This is a genomic window from Natronococcus jeotgali DSM 18795 (assembly GCF_000337695.1).
Lineage (GTDB): Archaea > Halobacteriota > Halobacteria > Halobacteriales > Natrialbaceae > Natronococcus > Natronococcus jeotgali.
Genome location: NZ_AOIA01000159.1, coordinates 12,545 through 32,625, shown reverse-complemented (window position 1 = coordinate 32,625; position 20,081 = coordinate 12,545). Strand labels below are relative to the sequence as shown.

Sequence of the window (20,081 nt, the reverse complement as noted above, 5' to 3'; positions counted from 1 at the left end):
CCATGCATCTATCGTGAAGAATGTACAACCATCCAATTCATCTGGTAACTTTGCGGCCGTTACCAGTAGCGGGTCCGACGAACGGCGACCGGTTCGCCAGCGGGCGGTAGGGCGACCGGGGTTCGATCGCCGAGGGGTTTCGCCGGGAACACCGATACGCTTTATTCGCTCGTCGTGCGAACTGGGTTCATGGGATACGTTATCAAGATGCCGAAGCTCGGACTCGAGATGGAACGCGGGGAGCTTCTGGGGTGGGAGAGAGCCGAGGGCGAGACCCTCGAGGAGGGCGAGGTCGTCGCCGAGGGCGAGACCCTCGAGGAGGGCGAGGTCGTCGCCGAGGTCGAGTCCGAGAAAAGCGTCGCCGAGGTCGACGCCCGCGAGGACGGCGTCCTCCGGCGGACCTACCTCGAGCCGGGCGAGACGGTCCCCCCCGGAACGGCGATCGGGATCGTCGCCCCCGCCGACGCGGACATCGGCGACCTCGAGGCCGAGGTCGAGGCCGAACTCGAGGACGCCGGCGCCGACGACGGGGCCGCCGACGCGACCGCGGGCGCGGGCTCGGGTGCCGAAGCCGCGACCGACGGCGCCGCCTCGGAGGCGACGCCGGGGTCGAAGTCGGCCGCCGACGCGGGCAAGGTCTCCCCTCGCGCACGCAAACGAGCCGAGGAGCTCGGGGTGGACCTCGAGGGAGTCGAGGGAACGGGCTACCAGGGTGCGATCACCGAGGACGACGTCGAACGCGTCGCCGACGTCGACGGGGATGAGTCGGGGGGCGACGTCCAGGCCTCCCCGCGGGCCCGCAAGCGCGCCGAGGAACTCGGCGTCGACCTCGCGACCGCCGAGGGGACTGGCTACCAGGGATCGGTCACGGAAGAGGACGTCGAACGCGCGGCCGAGTCCGCCGACGACGCCGGACGCAGCCTCCGCAAGGAACGACCCTTCGACGGGATGCGCCGGACGATCGCCTCGCGGCTCGGGGAGAGCTACCGCGAGGCCGTCCACGTCACGACCCACCGCGAGGCCGACGCCGAGGCGCTGTTCGCCGCCGCAGACGCCGCGGACGACGCGCTCGAGGCGGACGTCTCCGTTCAGGACGTCCTCCTGCTCGCGGTCTCGGCGGCCCTCGAGGACCACCCCGCGTTCAACGCGACCTTCGAGGACGACACCCACCGCCTCTGGAACGAGCACAACCTCGGGGTCGCCGTCGACGTCGAGCAGGGGCTCATCGCCCCCGTGCTCCGGGACGTCGACGAGAAATCGCTCGAGGCGGTCGCGCGCGAGCGCCGCGAGCTGGTCGGGGCCGCCCTCGAGGGCGAGTACACGATGGACGACCTGCGGGGCGGGACGTTCACGGTGACGAACCTCGGCGTGCTCGGCGTCGAGTCGTTCGACCCGATCATCAACCCGCCCCAGATCGCCATCCTCGGGGTCGACGCCGTCGCCGAACGACCGACGCGGGGCCCCGACGACGGCGTCGAGTGGCGCCGCCACCTCCCGTTCGACCTCTCTTTCGACCACCGGGTCGTCGACGGCGCCGACGCCGCCAGGTTCCTCGAGACGCTGGTCGAGCGCGTCGAGGAGCCGTGGGCACTGCTGCCCGAGGGTATCGACCGCGAGGACGCTGCGGGCGCCGAAACGGAGATGCCCGGCCGAACCGTCACCGCCTCGAACGCCGAGGGGATGAGCGGTCGGATCGAGGCGGGATCGTTCGAGTGGCGCTACGACGAGCCCGAAGCGGCCGGCGGGACGGAGACGGGACCGACGCCCGTCGACGTCTTCCTCGGCGGGCTGGCCGCCTGTCTCTCGCTCTCGGTCCGGTTCCAGGCCGAGAAACGCGACGCTGCGGTCGGCAAGATCGACGTCACGACCGATGCCGAGCCCGAACACGGTTCGGTCGAGCGGGTCGCCGCGACGGTTCGACTCGAGAGCGACGCCGACGACGAGACCCTCGAGCGGATCGTCGACCTCGGCGAGCGGGGTTGTCACGTCTCGCAGCTGCTTCGCGAGGACCTCTCGCTCGAGCTCTCCTGGGAGCGGATCTAAGGGGGTCGTCGCGGGACGACTCGATCAGTCCGGGTACGTCGCGTCGGGCTTCGGGATCGCGTCGACGTTCGCGGCGGTCTCGAAGATCGCCCCGTTGAGTTCGTCCGCGGTGTCGACGTACCAGAACTCGACGCCGTCGTAGTTCCCGCTCTGGAGCACCGGCATCCCCGCGTCCTCGAACGTCTCGACGACCGCGTGGGGATCGTCGAACGCGAAGCAGGCGACGTGGTGGAGCCCCTCGCCGTGGTCCTCGAGGTGCTCGGTGTAGATGCTAGGTCCCTCGAGCGGTTCGATCAGCTCGATCATGGTGTCGCCGAGCTGGGCCAGCGCGAGCACCATCGAGAACTCGCCGTCCTCGCCCCGGAAGGTGCGGTCGGTCAGCGCGGGCGGCTCGAACCGGTGGATCTCCCAGGGGCCGATCCCGAGCAGCCCGCCGAAGCGATCCATCCCGTCCTCGATGTCCTCGACGACGAACGCGACCTGCGAGAGTTCGGGGAGCTCGACGTCGGTCTATGGTATGTCTTCACTACCCATGTATGGGCGTCGACGGCCGACAAAATAGCGCTTTGGGCGCGCAAGCGACCGCCCGACGTTTCAGTCCTCCGACGCGGGCGGTCCGTCGGCCGCCTCGAGCGCGAACGCGCCGGCCCCGCTTCCGGCCGAGAGCGTCGCGTCGACGTCGACAAGCCGCGGTCCGTCGGCCCGGACCCGGAACTCGACGGTCGCGTCGGTAAGTTCGAGTTCGCGCTCGCCGTCGGCGCCGACGACGCCGTCCGGAACCGCGAACCGAACCGGGTCGTCCGGCCCGATCCGCTCGACCGACTCGATCCCGACGGTCGCCACCACGCCGGGTGCGAGCGCCGCCCGCGCGGTCCGCGGGGCGTCCTCGGGATCGGTCAGCCGCAGGAGGACGCCGCCCGGGTCGTCGGGCGACACGGACTCGAGCGCGCCGGCGACCGCGGGGAGTCCGATGTCGCCCGGGTGGGCCCGCGAGACCACGCCCCCGACGAGGTCGTCGGGCTCGAGCAGCGCCCGGGAACCGATGAACGACCTGGAGGAGACCTCGGCCGCCGCGAGCGCGACGAGTCGCTTCTCTCCGTTCGGGGTCTCGGCGCGGGCCTCGATCCGTCCGTGTCGCTCGACGACGTCGGCGGCCGGGACGGTGCCCGTCGCGACCAGCGCCGCGGCGACGCCCGCGACGGTGCCGTCGACGGCCGAGGGGACGACGTTGTTCGTCCCCGTCGAGACCGAGACGACCGGAACCGACCCGATCTCGACGGCGACGTCGCGGGTCGTCCCGTCCCCGCCGAGGACGACGACGGCGTCGACGCCGTCTTCGCGAAACTGCGCGGCCGCCCGGCGCGTGTCCGCCGCCGAGCGCTCGAGGGGGATCTCGAGGGCTTCGGCCTCGAGTTCGTCGGGCGCCTCCGCGAGGACGTGGTCGGCGATCCCGGATCGATCGGGCATGAGCCGGACCGACGGCGGGTCCGCGACCGCGGTCAACCCCTCGAGGACGCAGTCGGCGACCCGTCGCTTCGCGTAGTCGTCGACGACGCTGGCGCCGCCGGTGAGCCGCCGGATGTCGCGTCCGGCGGCGGGGTTGACGACCAGTCCGACGCGGGGCACTACGTCACCCGCTCGATCGCCTCGCGGACGTCGTCGCCGTCCGGCAGGACCTCCTGCTCGAGGGGCGTGCTAAACGGCATGTGGGTGTCGGGCGTTCCCACGCGCTGGATCGGCGCGTCGAGGCTGAAAAACGCCTCCTCCTGGACGCGGGCGATGATCTCGGCGTGGGTGCCGTACGACAGCGGGCTCTCGTCGGCGACGATGAGCCGTCCCGTCTTCCGGACGCTCTCGACGATCGTCTCCGTGTCGAGGGGGTACAGCGACCGCGGGTCGATAACCTCGGCCTCGACGCCGGTTTCCGCCAGGCTCTCGGCGGTCTGGAGCGACTCGCCGACGAGTCGCTGGGTGGCGACGACCGTAACGTCCTCGCCCTCGCGCTCGACGGCGGCCTCGCCGAGCGGGATCGTGAACTCCTCGTCGGTCGGCACCGCGCCCTCCTGCTCGTAGATCATCTTGTTCTCGAAGACGAAGACGGGATCGTTCGACCGGATCGCGGCCTTCGTCAGCCCCTTCGCGCTCGCGGCGGTGCCCGGGGCGACGGCCTTCAGCCCGGGGAAGTGGGCGATCCAAGTGTGGATCGTCCCCGAGTGCTGGCTCGCGGCGCCCATCCCCCCGCCCTCGGTGGTGCGCACCGTGACGGGCATCTCGGCCTTCCCGCCGAACATGTAGCGCATCTTCGCCATCTGGTTCATGATCTGTTCCATCGAGACGCCCGCGAAGTCGGAGAACATGAGCTCGACGACCGGGCGGGTGCCCGTCGCCGCCGCGCCCGTCGCCGCGCCCATGAAGCCGGCCTCGCTGATCGGCGTGTCCCGCACGCGCTCGGCGCCGAATTCGTCGTACAGCCCGCTCGTGACCTCGAGGACCCCGCCGAAGAGGCCGACGTCCTCGCCCATGAGGTAGACGTCCTCGTCGCGCTCGAGCTCCTCGCGCAGCGCCTGGCGGACGGCCTCGCGGACCGTCATCGTCTCGGTCTCGGTCTCGAGTTCGCGTTCGGCCTGGGCGGTCATCGTCGCTCACCTCCGGAACGGCCGCCGTCGGAGCGCGGCTCCGACGAGGATCGCGACTCTTCGATTCGCTCGCCGCCGTCAGTGGTGGTCCGGGCGGCGGTCGCGAACCGCTCGATCTCGGGGGGCGTCTCGGCGAACATGTCGTCGTAGGCCTCGTGGGGCGCCGGCGGATCGGCGTTCTGTGCGAACTCGACCGCCGCCTCGATCTCGGCCTCGACCTCGCGCTCGAGGTCGTCGAACTCCTCGGCGGTGAGCTCGCCGCGGTCGATCAGCCGCCGCTTGAAGGAGTCGATCGCGTCGCGGTCCTGCCAGCGCTCGATCTCGTCGTCGTCGCGGTAGGGCTCCTCGTCGCCCTCGTAGTGGCCCCGGTAGCGGTAGGTCTCGGCCTCGACCAGCGTCGGTCCGTCGCCGGCCCTGGCGCGGGCGCGGGCCTCGCCGACGGCCTCCGCGACCGCGGTGATATCCATCCCGTCGACGGTCAATCCCGGAATGTCGTGGGCCTGGGCGGTGTCGCTCAGGTTGTCGACGTTGTGTTGCTTCTCGACGGGCGTTCCCTCGCCGTAGTGGTTGTTCTCGACGACGAAGATCGCCGGCAGGTCCCACGTCGCCGCGAGGTTTATCGCCTCGTGGACCTGCCCCTGGGCGACAGCGCCGTCGCCGAGGAAGCCGACGGCAACCTGGTCGCGGTCCTGGTAGTCGATCGACAGCGCCGCGCCCGTCGCCATCGGCGGTCCCGCACCGACGATACCGTTGGCGCCGAGCATGCCCGCGTCGACGTCGGCGATGTGCATCGAGCCGCCCTTGCCGTTGCAGTAGCCCTCGGCCCTGCCGTACAGCTCGGCCATCATGTACTTCGGATCCAGCCCCTTCGCGATGCAGTGGCCGTGGCCGCGGTGGGTGCTCGCGATGTAGTCGTCGTCCTCGAGGGCGGCGCAGGTGCCGACCCCGACCGCCTCCTCGCCGATGTAGAGGTGGACGAACCCCGGAATCTCGCCGTCCGCGAAGCGGTCGCCCGCCTCCGTGTCGAACGCCCGGATGGTCAGCATTCGGCGCAACGCCTCTCGTCTCCCCTCTGCCGTTTCTATGTCAAGTCCTCCCATGACAGGCTATGGTTAGGCGACATCCACAATAAGTGCTAGCAGTCGCCACGAAGTGGTACCATGGAGAAGTTCGGATCGCCGACGCGGACGGGCAAACGGGGGCAGCGAAGCGCAGTTCCGATCCGGACGGGTTCGCCGCGCTCTCGAGGAGCAGGGGGGGTATCGCCGGGAGGAAAAGCGAGGCTGTCGGCTACTCGTTGTTCGGGTTGCTCGGGTGGTAGTCGGTGTCGTACTCGCCCGGCTGGTCGTCGACGCGGTCGGGGTTCAGGCGACCGGAGAGCAGCATGAAGTCGACGAGCGTCAGCGCGAGCATCGCCTCGACGACGGGCACGCCGCGGGGCGGCAGGACGGGATCGTGGCGGCCGATGACCTGCTCCTCCGTGAGTTCGCCCGTCTCCCAGTCGGCGGTCTGCTGGCTCTTGGGGATCGAGGTCGGGGCGTGCAGCGTCACCTCGCCGTAGATCGGCTCCCCCGAGCTGATCCCGCCCTGGATCCCGCCGTGGTCGTTCTCGACGGGTGTCGGATTACCCGCGTCGTCGAACTCCCAGTCGTCGTTGCGGTCCTTGCCGGTCCACTCGCGGGCCTCGCGGCCGAGCCCGAACTCGAAGGCCGTCGTCGCGGGCACGGCCATCATCGCCTGGCCGAGCCGCGCCGACAGCGAGTCGAAGCGGGGCGCGCCGAGTCCGACCGGAACCCCTCGGGCCTCGAAGTAGATCGACCCGCCGATGGAGTCACCCTCCTCCTGATACTCCTCGATGAGTTCCTGCATCTCCGCGGCGGTCTCGGGGTGGGCACAGCGAACGTCGTTGTCCTCGCTGTGCTCGAGCAGGTCCTCGAAGCTCACCTCGGGCGCCTCGACGTCGCCGATCTGGTTGACGTGGGCCTTGAGCTCGATCCCCTCGCGGGCGAGCAGCTTCTTCGCGATGGCGCCCGCGGCGACCCAGTTGACCGTCTCGCGGGCCGAGGAGCGGCCGCCGCCGCCCCAGTTGCGGGTGCCGAACTTCGCCGAGTAGGTGAAGTCGCCGTGGCTCGGCCGGGGCGCGGTGATGAACGGTTCGTACTTCCCCGAGCGGGCGTCCTTGTTCTGGATCACCATCCCGATCGGCGTCCCCGTCGTGTAGCCGTCCTGGATCCCCGACTTGATCGAGACGTCGTCGGGTTCGCCCCGAGAGGTCGTGATCATCGACTGGCCCGGTTTGCGCCGATCGAGGTCTGCCTGGATGTCCTCCTCGGAGAGCTCGAGGCCGGCGGGACAGCCCGAGACTGTACAGCCCATCGCCTCCCCGTGGCTCTCGCCGAACGTGGTCACCTGGAAGAGGCGACCGAAGCGGTTGCCGTTCATTGTCACTCCCTCGGTGGCGCGCGCACTTATGGGTGCAGGATTGGCTCGAGACCGGGCCGCGGACCCGGGACGATCCCTTCCGTTCGAGCCCCAGCGCAACGGGGTAGGGGGACGGTCGCGCGACCGTCTTCGCGGCAGTTATTTTCATATTGCTTGAATGTGTCTGCGGGAGTATGGGTGTGCGGTCGAACGAACCGGGCGGAAAACGGGGTCGATCGACGGCGTCCGACGAGTGCCTCGCGATCGAGAACCGGCTGGCGGCGCGCGCCGGACCCGAGTCGGTTCGCGAGACCGAGCACGTCTACTGGCACGTGGTGCTCGCCCTCGAGCGGTGGATGAACGGCAGCGAGGACGAGTCCGAGCCCGTCGTCGAGCGCAAGCTCCGGCGCTCGATCGGGCGCGACCTGCGGGCGGTCGGGCACCGATCGGCGGCCGCCTCGATCTCGCGGCCCAAGCGGTCCGACTACTGCGACATCGTCGTCGACGGTCGGATCGGCATCAAGATCGTCCACAACCTGACCGGGCGATCCAGGGAGTGGATGCACAAGCGCCTCCGCTCGCTGGTTCGGGAGTACGACTACCTGATCCTGTACGGACACCGGATCCCGTCCGAGACGGTCGACGTCTGGCGACAGCTGAAACGGTCGCTCGAGCGACGGGCGAGTGACGGGCGCCGCTTTCGCGCGATCGGGACGCTCCAGCGGCGCCACCGGCCGTCGACGGCCGAAGCCGACGCCGCCGAGGGGAGACGGCGACCGTTCGCGATCGGGGCGCTCGCGACCCTTGGAGTCGTCGCGAGCGTTGCACTCGCCGCGTCCGGGGGCGCGGGGACGCCGTCGTCTCCCTCGGCGCTCGTCCTCGCCTCGGTCGTCGCGGCGGTCTGTACGCTGCTGTTGAAGGCGTCCTGAGCCGCTTCGGGACCCGCGAGGCGGTCTCGTCGCCGCTGCGCGCGAACGGTCGGTACGGACGCCGTTCCGGCCGGGCCGAACCGCCCTTCGCAGAGAAGGGCCCGCCTACGGCCGGCGGAAGCCGGCGGGTCGACTCGAGGACGGCGGCGCGGTCAGTTCGGCCGACTCGTGCCGACCGGGACGGGTTCGGGTCCGGCGAGACGATAGGCGCGGCGTACGGCCGCGGTCTGTCCCGCGACGACCCCGTCGCCGCCGGATAGGCGGCGTATACTCAACTCGGCGAACGCGATACGCTCGCGCATGGACAGACGAACGGTGCTACTCGGAACGGGCGTCGCGGCCTCGGCGGTCCTCGCCGGCTGCGCGTCCGAGGGGGACGAGAACGACGAGAACGGATCCGACGACGAAGACGGCGCCGAGGCCGCGACCGACGACGGCGGAGACGGAACGGACGGCGGCAACGAAACCGACGCCGACGGGGGCGGCAACGAGAGCGACGGCGGAAGCGAGGACGGCGAAAGCGAGGACGCCGACATCGAGGAGCGCATCGAGGGCGAGCCGCCGATGGAGGGGCTCGCGATCACGGAGCACGAACTCGTCGAGGACGACTTCTCGGTTACGGTCACGGGGATCGTGGCCAACGAGACGGGCGAGGACCTCGGCCCCGTCGAGGTGGGCGCCGTCTTCTACGACGCGGACGGCGAGGCGATCGACGACGCGGTCGTGCGCACCGCCGAACTGGCCGACGGCGAGGAGTGGGCGTTCGAACTGATGAGCGTCGCGGACGGCGTCGCGGGGTACGCGGTCGGGATCGCGAGCGCGGAGCCGACGGATCGCTCCCCGGTCTGAGTCGCGGTCGGTCGGCGGGGGAGCGGGGCAGAGGGCGCCGGTAGCGACGGGAGACGCTACCGGCTCGCCCGCAGCGCGTCGAGCCGGGCCGCGGCCAGGGGAACCAGCATCTCCTCGTCCGTGAGCCCGCCGTGCATCCCGATCGAGTCCATCTCCGCCCACCACAGTCCGCGGTTGCGGTGGACCGCGATCAGGTCGCCGCAGCGCCGTTCGAACAGCGCCGACGGCTCGCCGGGGCCGAACAGGTCGCCCTCGAGAGCCTCCTCGCGGGTGAACGTCCGACCGTCGAGGGCCGCCTCGACGATCCCGCGGGCCTCCTCGAGGCGGTCGGGGCGGACGTGAAAGTGGACGTTTCGGGGGCTGCCCGTCGGCAGACGGGGCTCGCCCGCCTCGTCGCGGCGGAACGTCTCCCGCAGCGACGGCCACCGTTCCCAGTCGGTCATCGTAACGTTCTCCTCGGGCGCGGTGTCGACGATCCCGTGGTCGGCCGTCACCACGAGCAGCGTCCGCGCCGCGAGGTCGGGATCGAGGCGCTCGAGCAGTTCGTGTTGCAGGCGCTCGAGGACGGCCGCGAGGTTCTGTCGGTAGCGCTCGGTTCCGGTTCCCTCGGCGTGGGAGATCGCGTCGATCGTCGGCTCGTAGGCGTAGACGTAGGCCGGATCGGCCGACACCTCGAGGGCGCGGCGGATCGACAGCGCGAGGTCGGTCGCGGTGTCGTACCCGACCCGGGTGGCGCCCGCGGCCGTCGCGCGGGTGTAGCCCGACTCGACGAACTCGGCGGGCAGGATCGCGTACGGGTCGATCCCCGCTTGCTCGGCCCGCTCGTAGATCGACCGCCCGGTAAACAGCTCGGTCGCCGACGACGTCGGCGAGACGTCCGCGAGGGGATCGCCCTCGAGGGTGCGAAACGGGAGCGTCTCGACGATCCGTCCCGCCGACTCGAGGTACTGGAACCAGCCCAGCAGGCCGTGTTCGACGGGGGGCGCGGCGGTGGCGACGGTGGTCAGCGCCGCGGCCGTCTCGGAGGGGTAGACCGCCGTCAGCGGCGCCACCGTCCCGGCGTCCTCGATCCGGCGGAGGAACTCGTGGGCGCCGCGGTGGCGCTTCCAGTGCTCGTAGCCGAACCCGTCCAGCAGGAAGACGACGACGTTGTCGACGTCGGTCGCGACGCCCTCGAGGACGTCGGCGGGCAGCCGTCGCTCGAACGCGTCGTCGAGTACGGCGAGCGCCGTCTCCGGGACGTTCGCGAAGGAGTAGTCGTCGTACGCCGGGAAGACGATCCCGTCCTCGCCGGACCGCTCGCGGAGCCGGGACTCGAGGGACGCGCGCATACCCGTGTCGACGGGCCCATCGGAAAAAGTCCCTCCGGCGACCGATCCTTGTTAATTGGTACCTGATAGCAAGGACTATACCCGTCCCGTGCGATGACACCCCGTATGCGCGCACCCGAGCGGCCGACGTTCGAGAGCGAGGAGAGCAAGGCGGTCTACCAGCACGTCGAACGGCACGGGACGGCGGCTCGACACCGGCTTCGCGAGCTGACGTCGCTCTCGCCCGCGCGGTTTCGATCGGCGCTCGAGGAGTTAGAGACCAAGGGCTACCTCGAGGAGAGCGGCGGCACGGTCCGGCTCGCGCTCGACGTCGGCTCCGTCGAAGAGTACGAGACCGACGACGCGACTTACCTCATCCGACCCGGGCAGAATCGGGACTTCGACGGGCTCGTGGACGCGATCCGCGAGGTAACGTCGAAAGAGTCGTACGTCGTCGCCGAGAGCGTCGCCGAACAGCTGCTGTACGAGGACGCCGTCACCCGCCACAACACCGTGGAGTCGCGGGTGTTCTTCGTCGCGACGGTCGACGACGAGGTCGCGGGCTGGGTCCACCTCGACCTCCCGCAGGTCGAGAAGCTCCGCGAGACGGCCCAGCTCACCGTCGGCGTCCGCCCCGACCACCGCAGGCGCGGCGTCGGCGACGCCCTGCTCACCCGCGGGGTCGACTGGGCGGAGGCCAACGGCTACCGGAAGGTGTACAACAGCGTTCCGGCGACCAACGACGAGGCCCTGGCCTTTCTCGAGGGCCACGGCTGGAACACCGAGGGCATCCGCCGGAACCACTACACGATCGACGGCGAGTTCGTCGACGAGGTGTTGATGGCCTACACGTTCTGAGGAGGCGGCGATCGCAGTCGACGATCGGGACCGCGTCCCTACTCCTCGCGCTCGAGGGCGACGCCCAGTTCCTCGAGGGTCTCGAAGAACGTCGGGAACGAGACGTCGACGTGCTCGGCGCCCGCGATCGTCGTCTCGCCGTCGGCGACGAGTCCGGCGAGGGCCAGCGCCATCACGATCCGGTGGTCGCCCCGGCCGTCGACCGCGGCGCCCTCGAGGGTCGACTCGCCGCCACGAACCGTCAGCGAGTCCGGCGCTTCGATCGTCTCGACGCCCAACTTCTCGAGTTCCTCGGCCATCGCGCTCACGCGGTCGGTCTCCTTGTACCGGACGTGCTCGGCGTCGACGATTCGGGTCTCGCCGTCGGCGACCGCCCCCAGCGTCGCGAGCGTCGGCAGCAGGTCCGGCGTGTCCGCGACCGACACCTCGATCCCCTCGAGGTCGGCCGCGGCGACGTCGATCGTCCCTGCTTCGCGGTTCCAGTCGACGTCCGCGCCCATCTCCGCGACGATTTCGACGATCGCTTTGTCTCCCTGTGCGCTCGGTCGGGCGCCCGCGATCCGGACGCCGTCCTCGTCGCCGGCGACGGCGCCCGCCGCGAGCAGGTACGAGATCGAGGAGAAGTCCCCGGGAACGCGGTACTCTCCGCCCGCAGGGTCGTAGCGCTGGCCGCCCGCGACGGCGAACCCGCGCTCGGTCCGTTCGGCCTCGACGCCGAAATCGGCGAGCACCTCGAGCGTGATGTCGACGTACGGCGCCGACTTGAGCTCGGTCTCGAGGGTGATCTCGAGGCCGTCCTCGGTGACCGCGCCGGCCATCAGCAGCGCCGTAACGTACTGCGAGGAGACGTCGCCCGGGATCGAGACCTCGCCGCCCGAGATCGGTCCCGTGACGACCAGCGGCGCCTGGCCGTTCCCGCGAGTGCTGGTGGCCTCGCCCCCGAGGTCTGCGATCGCCTCGAGCAGCGGACCCTGGGGTCGACTCCGAAGCGACTCGTCCCCGGTAAGGACGCTCGTTCCGTCGGCCAGCGCGGCCGCGGCCGTCACCAGCCGCATCGTCGTCCCGCTGTTCTCGCAATCGATGACGTCGTCCGGAACGCCCGGCTGGCCGTCGAAGCCCGCGACCTCGAGGCTGTCGTCCTCGCTGCGATCGACGCTCCCGCCGAACAGCGAGACCGCACGGGCCGTGGCTTTCGTGTCGGCGCTCCAGAGGGCGTCCCGGACGGTTGTTTGGGTTGCGTAGCCGGCCGCGAGGATCGCGCGGTGGGTGTAGCTCTTCGAGGGCGGCGCTCGAGCCCGTCCCGCGACGCGGGAGGGAGTGATGGTGACGTCCATACTGGTCCTGGGAAGGGGCGCCCCATCACGGTACCGGTGCTGGTAGTATTGTGAGTGGAACGAGACGGGAGCTCCTCGAGCGAAGCGGGATCGGCGTCGCGCTCGGAGACCGATGTCGAAACAGCCCGCGGCCGGGAAAGTGACGGTATCAAACCGAGAGCTATGTGCGGGCAGTGCTAACACACTACACGAGTGGATCCGTCGTAGAAGCACCCGAAGCGCTACTCGCCGGTCGTGCCGGCCACGACGGCCTCACCACCACGAGCGTCCTCGAGCGTCTCGGCCTGCTTCTCGACGACGCAGTCCTCGAGGACGAGGACGTCCAGGCCCATCCCGTAGAAGTCCTTGACCGCCTCGGTCGGCGTGGTGACGATCGGTTCGGCGTGGTCGTTGAACGAGGTGTTCAGGACGACCGGAACCCCGGTGATGGACTCGAACTCCGAGATGAGTCGGTGGTACCGGGGGTGCTGGTCCTCGCGGACGGTCTGGGGCCGGGTCGAGTCGTCGGCGGGGTGAAGCACCGCCTCGAGGTCGTCGACCTTCTCCGGGCGGACGTCGAAGGTGTCGATCATAAACGGCGCGGACCCGCCGTCGATCAGGTACTCCTCGGCGGCGTCCTCGAGCATCGACGGGGCGAAGGGGCGCCACTCCTCGCGGTGTTTGACGTACCTGTTGACCCGGTCCCGCGACTCGGCGGTGCGGGGATCGGCGAGGATGCTCCGGGCGCCCAGCGCCCGCGGGCCCATCTCCATGCGTCCCTGGAACCAGCCGACGAGGGCGCCCTCGGCCAGCCGTTCGGCGACGTAGCCCTCGAGGTCGTCGGGTTTGGCGTACCGGATCTTGTTGGTCTCGAGCAGCGACTCGATCTCGCTGGTCTCGTACTCCGGGCCGAGGTAGACCGTCGTCTGGGGCTCGACGCCGTCGGGGCGGCGGTCGAGCCAACCGGCGCCGAGCGCGAGCCCGGCGTCGTGGGCCACCGGCTGGATGAACGTGTCGTCGACGGCCTCCAGTTCCCGGACGCTCTTGTTGAGCTTGCAGTTCAGGGCGACGCCGCCGGCGAGTGCGACGTCGTTCGAGCGGGAGGCGCCGAGGTAGGCTTCGACGATCTCACAGACCGTCTCCTCGAGGAGCGCCTGGGCGGTGCGGGCGAGGTCTTTCTCCCACTGGTCGAACTGGCCGGGCTCGTCGTTTCGCGGGCGGCCGAACGCGTCCTCGAGTTTCTCGACGCCGTAGCCGGTGCCCCAGCGTTTCGTCAACGGCGTGACGTCGTAGTCGACGCCGGTGTCGATCAGGCCGCGCAGGGTGCGTTCGATCTCGGGGCGGCGCTCGCCGTAGGGCGCCAGTCCCATCACTTTCCCCTCGCCGTTGAACATCCGATACCCCAGATACTCGGTGACGATCGCGAAAAAGAGCCCGAGACTGTTGGGGTGCTCGTAGGTTCGGACCCGCGCCAGTCCGTCGGGAGTGCCCCGCCAGACGACCGTCGAATCGTACTCGCCTTTCGCGTCGACCGTCAGGACCAGCGCGTCGTCGAACCCGGAGGGGTGGAACGCGCTCGCGGCGTGACAGCGGTGGTGGGCGCGACACTCGACGGGCGGCACCGGCGTTCCGATCGACGCGAGGCGGTCCTCGACCTGCCGAGTCGGAAGGAAGCGACTCCGGATCTCGTCGACGACGGTCTTCTCGAGGGCCGACGCCTTCCTGGCGAGCCCGGGAGCGCGGATCGCGTCGGTGACGTAGTGGTCGCTGATCCGAGACCGGAGCTGCGGATCGTAGGGTAACAGGATCCGATCGAGGTCCGCGAGTTCGAGGTCGCGGTGCTCGAGGCAGGCCCGGATCGCGCGCTCGGGGAACGTGTCGACGGCGTGTTTGTCCCGCGTCAGTCGCTCCTCTTCGATGCCGAACACGGGCCGGCCGTTCTCGAAGAGGACGGCGCTCGGGTCGTGCTGGCCGTACAGTCCGATCGCAGGCTTGCAGGCGAGAATATACGAACTCATTGGCGGGGACTCGTTCGGTCACGAGGGGGAGACGACTCAAAATTCCCCCTGGGAATTATCTCGATCAGAAAAGCGTCGGATATATATCACTCCCGACACTACAGGGGTGCGTGCAATCCAACGCCGGCGACGATTCCGGTTCGGTACTGGATCTGCTCGCGGACCCGTACGCGCGCCGAATCCTGACCGCCGCGAACGACGAGCCGATGACGGCCAAGGCGCTCAGCGACGCCTGCGAGGCCTCGCTGCCGACGATCTATCGGCGCGTCGATACGCTCGACGATCACGGGCTGCTCGAGGAGACGACGGTCGTCGATCCGGACGGCTCGCACCGAAGCGTCTACCGGACGGCGGTCGAGTCCGTACACGCGACCCTCGAGGGCGACGAGCTCCGGGTCGTCGTCGACACCCGCGACGACCTCGCGAGCAACTTCACCGAGCTCTGGGAGGAACTCCGGGGTGGTGACTGATGGAGACGACGGTCCCCGGAGCCGAGATGATGGCCGCCTACGGGGCGAAACTCGTCGTGGTCGCGTTGAGCCTGACGATCGCTTACCTGGCCTTTCACGGCTACCGCCAGAGCGGCAGCGAGCCGATGCTGTACGTCTCCGGCGGGTTCGTCTTCATCGGGACCGGGGCCGTCTGCGAGCGGATGCTGTACGAACTCGCCGGGATCTCGGTCTCGTCGGCCGGGCTCGTCCAGGCGACTCTCGTCTCCGCCGGTATGCTGTTGATACTGTTCTCGCTGCGGTCCGGTCCGTAGTCCCCGGCTCGCAACCCGCGCAATTATGTGCGGGGGTTCCCCAACCACCCGACATGGAAACCGATCTCGACCCGCTGCGATCCGTCCTCGAGGAGAGGTCCCACGACGGCTACCTCATCGACGACGACGACTCCGACTCCGACCAGCGGTACGTCTCCGGCTTTACCGCGCCGGACGCCTACCAGACGCTCGTGACCGCCGACGGCGAGGTCCACCTGCTCGTCTCGGGACTGGAGTACGGCCGGGCGCGAAAGGAGGCCGACGCCGACTCCGTGTGTCGACGGGCCGACTACGACTACCAGGAGCTGGTGGCCGAACACGGCGCCGACGAGGGGCGGGTGCGGACGATCGCCGCCTTCCTCGCCGATCACGGGGTCGACTCGATCGCCGTCCCGCGGAGCTTCCCGACGGGGACCGCCGACGGGCTCAGAGAGCGCGGCCTCGAGGTCGCGGTCGAGCGCGAGGGCGTCGTCGAGGAGATCCGATCCCGGAAAACGCCCTGGGAGACGAACCAGATCGGCGCGACCCAGTCGGCCAACGAGGCCGCGATGGCCGCCGCCGAGGGGCTCGTCGCCGCCGCGGAGATCGAGGACGGCGTGCTCGTCCGCGACGGCGAGGAGCTGACCAGCGAGCGCCTCAAAGAGGAGATCGAGATCACGCTGCTTCGCCACGGCTGCGCGCTCGACGAGACGATCGTCGCCTGCGGCGCCGACGGCGCCGACCCCCACAACCGCGGCAGCGGTACCCTGGAGGCGGGCGAACCGATCGTGATCGACATCTTCCCGCGGGACAAGGGAACCGGATACTTCGGCGACATGACCCGCACCTTCGTCCGCGGCGAACCGAGCGAGGAGCTCGAGCGCCGCTACGAGGTCACCCGCGAGGCGTTCGAGACCGCCCTCGAGACGATCGAGGCCGGTGTCGCGGGCGCGGACGTCCACGACGCGGTCTGTGACGTGATCGAAGACGCCGGCTACGAGACGCTGCGAAGCGACCCGAGCACCGACACCGGCTTCATCCACAGCACCGGCCACGGCGTCGGCCTCGACATCCACGAGCGGCCGAGCCTCTCGCCGACGGGCGGGGAACTCGAGCCGGGCCACGTCGTCACCGTCGAGCCGGGACTCTACGATCCCGAGGTGGGCGGCGTCCGCATCGAGGACCTGGTCGTCGTCACCGAGGACGGCTACGAGAACCTGACCGAGTACCCGGTCGCGCTCGAGCCGCGGGCGACCTAAGCGCCTCCCTCTTTTATTCCATCTATCCCACAAAGTATTTATTATGCTGAGGGATACGAAAAGATAGCCGGGACCGATCCCCCCAACTGCGTCCGAATCGCTGGTACGCCGTCCCGGCTGATCCACCCCTCTTCCCCCTTTTGTGCCAGAAGCGATCCCGTCGACCGCCAGCCGCCGTCCCGACCGCTCAGCGACGGCGGTCGGCGCCGATCCGTTCGCCGACCTCGAGCCCGCTTCGCAGCGCCGCGTGGATCCGCCCCTCGCCGGCGACCCAGTCCCCGACGCAGTACAGCCCCGCGGACTCTGCCCGCCGGAGGGGCTCGCTCGGCGCGCCGTCCTCGAGGATCGCGTAGCGCCAGCCCTGGTGGTCGGTCCAGTCGGGGTCGGTGAGGCGGTCGTCCTCGAGCAGCCCGGCGGTCACGGCGGCCAGTTCGGCGAGGTTGCGCTCCGGATCGCGACCCTCGTTGGCGACCGACCACTCGCGGTTCGCCTGGACGACCAGCAGCGACTCCCCGTCGGGGACGTGGCCCGGTTTACACTCCTCGCGGCTGACCCAGCCCACCTCGTGGTCCTTGTCGGCGTTGACCAGCGCGTAGTAGGGGACCTCGAGTTCGAACGGGTAGTGGAAGACCCCGGTCCAGACCCGACGGTAGGAGACGTCTCCGAGCGCCGCCACCAGCGAGTCGCGCGGATCGGCGTCCCAGGAGCTCGTCTCGAGCACCGCGGCCGCCTGGGGCGCCGGCGGGTTCAGGACGACGGCGTCGTAGGGGCCCCACGGGTTGCCCGCGGCGTCCTCGAGGGTCCACGTTCCCGCCGCGTCGTCTCGCACCAGTCGCTCGACGCGGGTCTCCCGGTGGATCGTCGCGTCGGTGCGGGCGAACAGCCGCTTGGCGAGCTGGGTCAGTCCCCGCTCGTAGCTCCACTTGTGATCGTCGGCGTCGCGACCCGGTTCGATCCCGCCGTCGCGGTCGAACGTCCAGACGGGCGCGTCGACGTCGACGAGCCCGTCGGTCGGGAGTCGCTCCGTCACCAGTTCGACGACCCGCTCGTCGTCGGCTTTGAGGTAGTTCGCGCCGTAGTCGTAGACGACGCCGTCCCGGCGTCGCGTCGCGGCCCGCCCGCAGAGCCCGCCCGACTTCTCGAGCACCGTCACCGACGTCTCGGCGGTCGCGTCCTCGAGGGCGAACGCCGCGGCGGCCGCGCCGGCGCCGGCGCCGACGATTCCGATCCGTTCCATACGCGGCGTTCGGGGCCGGCCCTGAAGTAGACTCGCGCAGCCGGCGCGGCTTGCCGGCTCGACGTTCGAGCTATGGGTTCCCGTCGCTCGCTGATCGGCGAGCGTCGATCCGACGGTCGCGACGCTGCGCGAACCGCCCGCCGACGTACCCACCCACCGCGCCGAGAGCGCCGGCGAGGGTCGCGACGAGCAGTCCCGACAGCAACAGCATCGTCCCGACGACGACCGCCTCCCCGACCTGACCGATCGTCACCAGCCCCGCGACCAGTCCACCCAGGACGAACGCGAGGATCGCAAGCGCCGGCAACGCGGGCACCAGCCCCGCGAGCGCGCCGACGCTGACGGTTCGATCGGACTCGCCGCGCTCGAGGTAGCCCGCCAGCGCGCCGCCCAGCGCCGGCGAGAACGGAAGGAACGACAGCGCGACGGTGACGACGGCGCCGACGAGGACGTACGCGCCGTACGAGTCGGCGGATTCGCCCGCCTCGCGCCGGCGGCGGGCGCGCCGTCGCGCGACGAGGTAGCCGACGGCGACCAGCACCGTTCCGACGCCGACGACCACCAGTCCCGTCCCGGTCCACGAGACGACGGCGTCGGCCACCTCGAGCGCCTCGGCGTCGGTCAGCTCGGTCGTGCCGACCGTCACCGTCACCGTTTCGTCCTCGATTCCCGCCGCGAGCGCGTCCCGGTCGACGAGGACGGCGAGCGCGCTTCCGGCGGCCACCGAGAGCAGGCCGACCAGCGCGACGACGGCCGCGAGGAGCCAGTCGACGAACGCCGGCACCGTTCCGTCGCCGGCCGAGCGCCGCTCCCGATCCACCCCTTCGGTCGGTGTCGATCCCATACCGGTAGCTCGTATGCGGTGCGGTACCTTATAACTGGGTTCGACGAGGGAAGCGGTGCGAACGCGCTTTCGGCGACGGCCGCTACGCCGACCCGTCCTCGAGGTAGGAGGGGCGCTCGTCGTACGCGATCGGATCCCGAACGCCCAGTCGCTGGAACGCCTGCAGGCGGTAGGCGCAGGCGTCGCAGGTGCCGCAGGCGGGCTCGTTCTCGCGGTAGCAGCTCCAGGTGTGCTCGTACGGAACGTCGAGTTCGAGCCCCCGCTCGGCGATGTCGGTCTTCGATTCCTCGACGAACGGCGCCTCGATCGCGATCTCGGCGTCGGGTTTCGTCCCGACGTCGACGACCCGTTCGAAGGCCTCGAAGAACTCGGGTCGGCAGTCGGGATAGCCCGAGAAGTCCTCGCTGTGGGCGCCGATGAAGACCGCCTCGCAGCCGTTGGCCTCGGCGTAGGAGACCGCCATCGCCAGCAGGTTCGCGTTCCGGAACGGGACGTAGGAGGTCGGGATCTCCTCGCTGTCCATGTCGGCGTCGGCGACCTCGAGTTCGTCGTCGGTGAGACTCGAGGCGCCGATCGCCGAGAGGTGGCCCGTCTCGATCCGCAGGAAGTCGGCCGCGTCGAACGCGTCGGCGAGCCGGCGGGCGCACTCGAGTTCGCGCTCGGCGGTGCGCTGGCCGTAGGAGGTGTGCAAGGCGTAGATCTCGTAGCCCCGCTCGCGGGCGACGGCGGCCGCGGTGGCGCTGTCCATCCCGCCGGAGAGGAGGACGACGGCGCGTTTTTCGGTCGGTTCGTCGGTCGTCGGCGTGGTGTCGTCGGTCATCGTGTGGGTCGGTGTCGTCGGCTACGTTTCGGGGGCGTCGTTCCAGAGGTCGACGTGCAGGCGGGGCGTGTACCGGAAGCCGTGGTCCATCGCCAGCTCGGCGACGCGGCCGCGGGTCTCCGCGAGTCGCTCGCGGGTGGCGCCCTCGGGCATCAGGAGGACGTCCTCGTCGCGGATCGGGACGCTCGCGGCGTCCCGCAGGTCGGCGAGCAGCTCGCGGATCTCGGGCATGTCGCCCTCGTCCGTGACGACGAACTTCAGCTGGAAGTCGTACTCCTCGACGAGCGCGGAGAGCGCCTCGAGGTCGATGCGGTCGTTCTCGTGGCGCTCGGCCCACTCACCCTCTCCGTTCGGGTCGCGCTCTGACGTCGGCGTCGAGCTCTCGAGTTTCGGGCTGATCGAGGCGAGGTCGATCGGCGCCTCGCGGTGGATCGTCCCGTTGGTCTCGACGGTGGTGTGGTAGCCCCGAGCCTCGAGGGCCTCGAGCAGGTCGACGCTTCCCTCGTGGAGCAGGGGTTCCCCGCCCGTGAGGACGACGTGGTCGGCCTCGGCGTGGGAGTCGACCTCCGCGAGGATCTCCTCGAGGCTCATCCGGGCGTGGGTCGGCTCCCAGGAGGTGTGATAGGAGTCACAGAACCAGCACCGCAGGTTGCACCCGCTGGTGCGGACGAACACGGACGGAACTCCGGCGAGCGTTCCCTCGCCCTGCAGCGAGTAGAACAGCTCGTTGATCGGGAGCCCCTCGCCGCCCGTGTCGCGGTCGGCGGCGCACTCGCGGTCCGGGGAGTCGGAGACGGGCATC

Annotated in this window: 18 protein-coding genes and 1 pseudogene; 7 read left to right on the top strand and 12 right to left on the bottom strand. The window is 70.2% G+C overall.

Annotated features, from left to right (window positions below):
- Positions 1–189 precede the first annotated feature (189 nt).
- A complete protein-coding gene (locus tag C492_RS19225) occupies positions 190–2,043 on the top strand; it encodes a 2-oxo acid dehydrogenase subunit E2 (protein WP_008426698.1) in 1,854 nt (617 codons plus the stop codon).
- Between the two features lie 24 nt (positions 2,044–2,067).
- Here the strand turns inward: C492_RS19225 and C492_RS19220 are convergent.
- From C492_RS19220 to aroC, 5 genes and pseudogenes are all read right to left on the bottom strand, one after another.
- Positions 2,068–2,577, bottom strand: a pseudogene (locus tag C492_RS19220) (VOC family protein).
- A gap of 60 nt (positions 2,578–2,637) precedes the next feature.
- On the bottom strand, positions 2,638–3,669 hold the full coding sequence (locus C492_RS19215; protein ID WP_008426694.1) for an NAD(+)/NADH kinase: 1,032 nt from the start codon (positions 3,667–3,669) through the stop codon (positions 2,638–2,640).
- Positions 3,669–4,679, bottom strand: coding sequence for an alpha-ketoacid dehydrogenase subunit beta (locus C492_RS19210; protein ID WP_008426692.1), 1,011 nt, complete (start codon positions 4,677–4,679; stop codon positions 3,669–3,671). Before C492_RS19210 ends, C492_RS19215 begins: the two co-directional genes overlap by 1 nt.
- On the bottom strand, positions 4,676–5,779 hold the full coding sequence (locus C492_RS19205; RefSeq protein WP_049893197.1) for a thiamine pyrophosphate-dependent dehydrogenase E1 component subunit alpha: 1,104 nt from the start codon (positions 5,777–5,779) through the stop codon (positions 4,676–4,678). The genes C492_RS19210 and C492_RS19205 overlap by 4 nt, the downstream gene beginning before the upstream one ends.
- Before the next feature lie 190 nt (positions 5,780–5,969).
- Entirely contained in the window at positions 5,970–7,121 is a 1,152-nt protein-coding gene (gene aroC, locus C492_RS19200) for a chorismate synthase (RefSeq protein WP_008426688.1), read from the bottom strand.
- 173 nt (positions 7,122–7,294) lie between these two features.
- Here aroC and C492_RS19195 point away from each other — a divergent pair, with 173 nt between their 5' ends.
- Together C492_RS19195 and C492_RS19190 are read left to right on the top strand one after the other, a co-directional pair.
- Positions 7,295–8,029: a hypothetical protein gene (locus C492_RS19195; protein ID WP_008426686.1), complete on the top strand. Its 735-nt coding sequence runs from the start codon at positions 7,295–7,297 to the stop codon at positions 8,027–8,029.
- A gap of 300 nt (positions 8,030–8,329) precedes the next feature.
- Complete coding sequence (locus C492_RS19190) at positions 8,330–8,878, top strand: FxLYD domain-containing protein (protein ID WP_008426684.1); 549 nt, start codon at positions 8,330–8,332, stop codon at positions 8,876–8,878.
- Between the two features lie 56 nt (positions 8,879–8,934).
- On the opposite strand, the gene C492_RS19185 is transcribed toward C492_RS19190, so the two are convergent.
- On the bottom strand, positions 8,935–10,209 hold the full coding sequence (locus tag C492_RS19185; RefSeq protein ID WP_008426683.1) for an alkaline phosphatase family protein: 1,275 nt from the start codon (positions 10,207–10,209) through the stop codon (positions 8,935–8,937).
- Between the two features lie 105 nt (positions 10,210–10,314).
- Here C492_RS19185 and C492_RS19180 point away from each other — a divergent pair, with 105 nt between their 5' ends.
- A complete protein-coding gene (locus tag C492_RS19180) occupies positions 10,315–11,046 on the top strand; it encodes a GNAT family N-acetyltransferase (RefSeq protein ID WP_008426681.1) in 732 nt (243 codons plus the stop codon).
- A 38-nt stretch (positions 11,047–11,084) separates the two neighbouring features.
- On the opposite strand, the gene aroA is transcribed toward C492_RS19180, so the two are convergent.
- On the bottom strand, positions 11,085–12,380 hold the full coding sequence (gene aroA / locus C492_RS19175; protein WP_008426679.1) for a 3-phosphoshikimate 1-carboxyvinyltransferase: 1,296 nt from the start codon (positions 12,378–12,380) through the stop codon (positions 11,085–11,087).
- 221 nt (positions 12,381–12,601) lie between these two features.
- The gene (locus C492_RS19170) at positions 12,602–14,377 is read right to left on the bottom strand and encodes a carbamoyltransferase family protein (protein WP_008426677.1); all 1,776 of its coding nucleotides are present in this window, start codon (positions 14,375–14,377) and stop codon (positions 12,602–12,604) included.
- A 110-nt stretch (positions 14,378–14,487) separates the two neighbouring features.
- On the opposite strand from C492_RS19170, the gene C492_RS19165 reads away from it, so the two are divergent.
- From C492_RS19165 to C492_RS19155, 3 genes are read left to right on the top strand one after another with little or no spacing between them, the layout of a single operon-like run.
- Complete coding sequence (locus C492_RS19165; protein WP_008426675.1) at positions 14,488–14,847, top strand: winged helix-turn-helix domain-containing protein; 360 nt, start codon at positions 14,488–14,490, stop codon at positions 14,845–14,847.
- Positions 14,847–15,140, top strand: a complete 294-nt coding sequence (locus C492_RS19160) for a DUF7521 family protein (RefSeq protein WP_008426673.1) — start codon at positions 14,847–14,849, stop codon at positions 15,138–15,140. The genes C492_RS19165 and C492_RS19160 overlap by 1 nt, the downstream gene beginning before the upstream one ends.
- Before the next feature lie 53 nt (positions 15,141–15,193).
- Positions 15,194–16,378, top strand: a complete 1,185-nt coding sequence (locus C492_RS19155; protein WP_008426671.1) for a M24 family metallopeptidase — start codon at positions 15,194–15,196, stop codon at positions 16,376–16,378.
- Positions 16,379–16,565: 187 nt separating this feature from the next.
- On the opposite strand, the gene C492_RS19150 is transcribed toward C492_RS19155, so the two are convergent.
- From C492_RS19150 to C492_RS19135, 4 genes are all read right to left on the bottom strand, one after another.
- Positions 16,566–17,615, bottom strand: a complete 1,050-nt coding sequence (locus C492_RS19150) for an NAD(P)/FAD-dependent oxidoreductase (RefSeq protein ID WP_008426670.1) — start codon at positions 17,613–17,615, stop codon at positions 16,566–16,568.
- Positions 17,616–17,685: 70 nt separating this feature from the next.
- A complete protein-coding gene (locus C492_RS19145) occupies positions 17,686–18,459 on the bottom strand; it encodes a DUF5518 domain-containing protein (protein ID WP_049893196.1) in 774 nt (257 codons plus the stop codon).
- 82 nt (positions 18,460–18,541) lie between these two features.
- Complete coding sequence (queC, locus tag C492_RS19140) at positions 18,542–19,279, bottom strand: 7-cyano-7-deazaguanine synthase QueC (protein WP_008426666.1); 738 nt, start codon at positions 19,277–19,279, stop codon at positions 18,542–18,544.
- Positions 19,280–19,300: 21 nt separating this feature from the next.
- The gene (locus C492_RS19135) at positions 19,301–20,080 is read right to left on the bottom strand and encodes a 7-carboxy-7-deazaguanine synthase QueE (RefSeq protein WP_008426664.1); all 780 of its coding nucleotides are present in this window, start codon (positions 20,078–20,080) and stop codon (positions 19,301–19,303) included.
- Position 20,081 lies beyond the last annotated feature (1 nt).

Coding starts and splice junctions, on each gene's coding strand:
- C492_RS19180 (WP_008426681.1), top strand. CDS start 10,315: ATGCGCGCACCCGAGCGGCCGACGTTCGAGAGCGAGGAGAGCAAGGCG.
- aroA (WP_008426679.1), bottom strand. CDS start 12,380: ATGGACGTCACCATCACTCCCTCCCGCGTCGCGGGACGGGCTCGAGCG.
- C492_RS19145 (WP_049893196.1), bottom strand. CDS start 18,459: ATGGGATCGACACCGACCGAAGGGGTGGATCGGGAGCGGCGCTCGGCC.
- C492_RS19135 (WP_008426664.1), bottom strand. CDS start 20,080: ATGCCCGTCTCCGACTCCCCGGACCGCGAGTGCGCCGCCGACCGCGAC.
- C492_RS19210 (WP_008426692.1), bottom strand. CDS start 4,679: ATGACCGCCCAGGCCGAACGCGAACTCGAGACCGAGACCGAGACGATG.
- C492_RS19185 (WP_008426683.1), bottom strand. CDS start 10,209: ATGCGCGCGTCCCTCGAGTCCCGGCTCCGCGAGCGGTCCGGCGAGGAC.
- C492_RS19150 (WP_008426670.1), bottom strand. CDS start 17,615: ATGGAACGGATCGGAATCGTCGGCGCCGGCGCCGGCGCGGCCGCCGCG.
- C492_RS19170 (WP_008426677.1), bottom strand. CDS start 14,377: ATGAGTTCGTATATTCTCGCCTGCAAGCCTGCGATCGGACTGTACGGC.
- queC (WP_008426666.1), bottom strand. CDS start 19,279: ATGACCGACGACACCACGCCGACGACCGACGAACCGACCGAAAAACGC.
- C492_RS19195 (WP_008426686.1), top strand. CDS start 7,295: ATGGGTGTGCGGTCGAACGAACCGGGCGGAAAACGGGGTCGATCGACG.
- C492_RS19205 (WP_049893197.1), bottom strand. CDS start 5,779: ATGGGAGGACTTGACATAGAAACGGCAGAGGGGAGACGAGAGGCGTTG.
- C492_RS19225 (WP_008426698.1), top strand. CDS start 190: ATGGGATACGTTATCAAGATGCCGAAGCTCGGACTCGAGATGGAACGC.
- aroC (WP_008426688.1), bottom strand. CDS start 7,121: ATGAACGGCAACCGCTTCGGTCGCCTCTTCCAGGTGACCACGTTCGGC.
- C492_RS19160 (WP_008426673.1), top strand. CDS start 14,847: ATGGAGACGACGGTCCCCGGAGCCGAGATGATGGCCGCCTACGGGGCG.
- C492_RS19155 (WP_008426671.1), top strand. CDS start 15,194: ATGGAAACCGATCTCGACCCGCTGCGATCCGTCCTCGAGGAGAGGTCC.
- C492_RS19190 (WP_008426684.1), top strand. CDS start 8,330: ATGGACAGACGAACGGTGCTACTCGGAACGGGCGTCGCGGCCTCGGCG.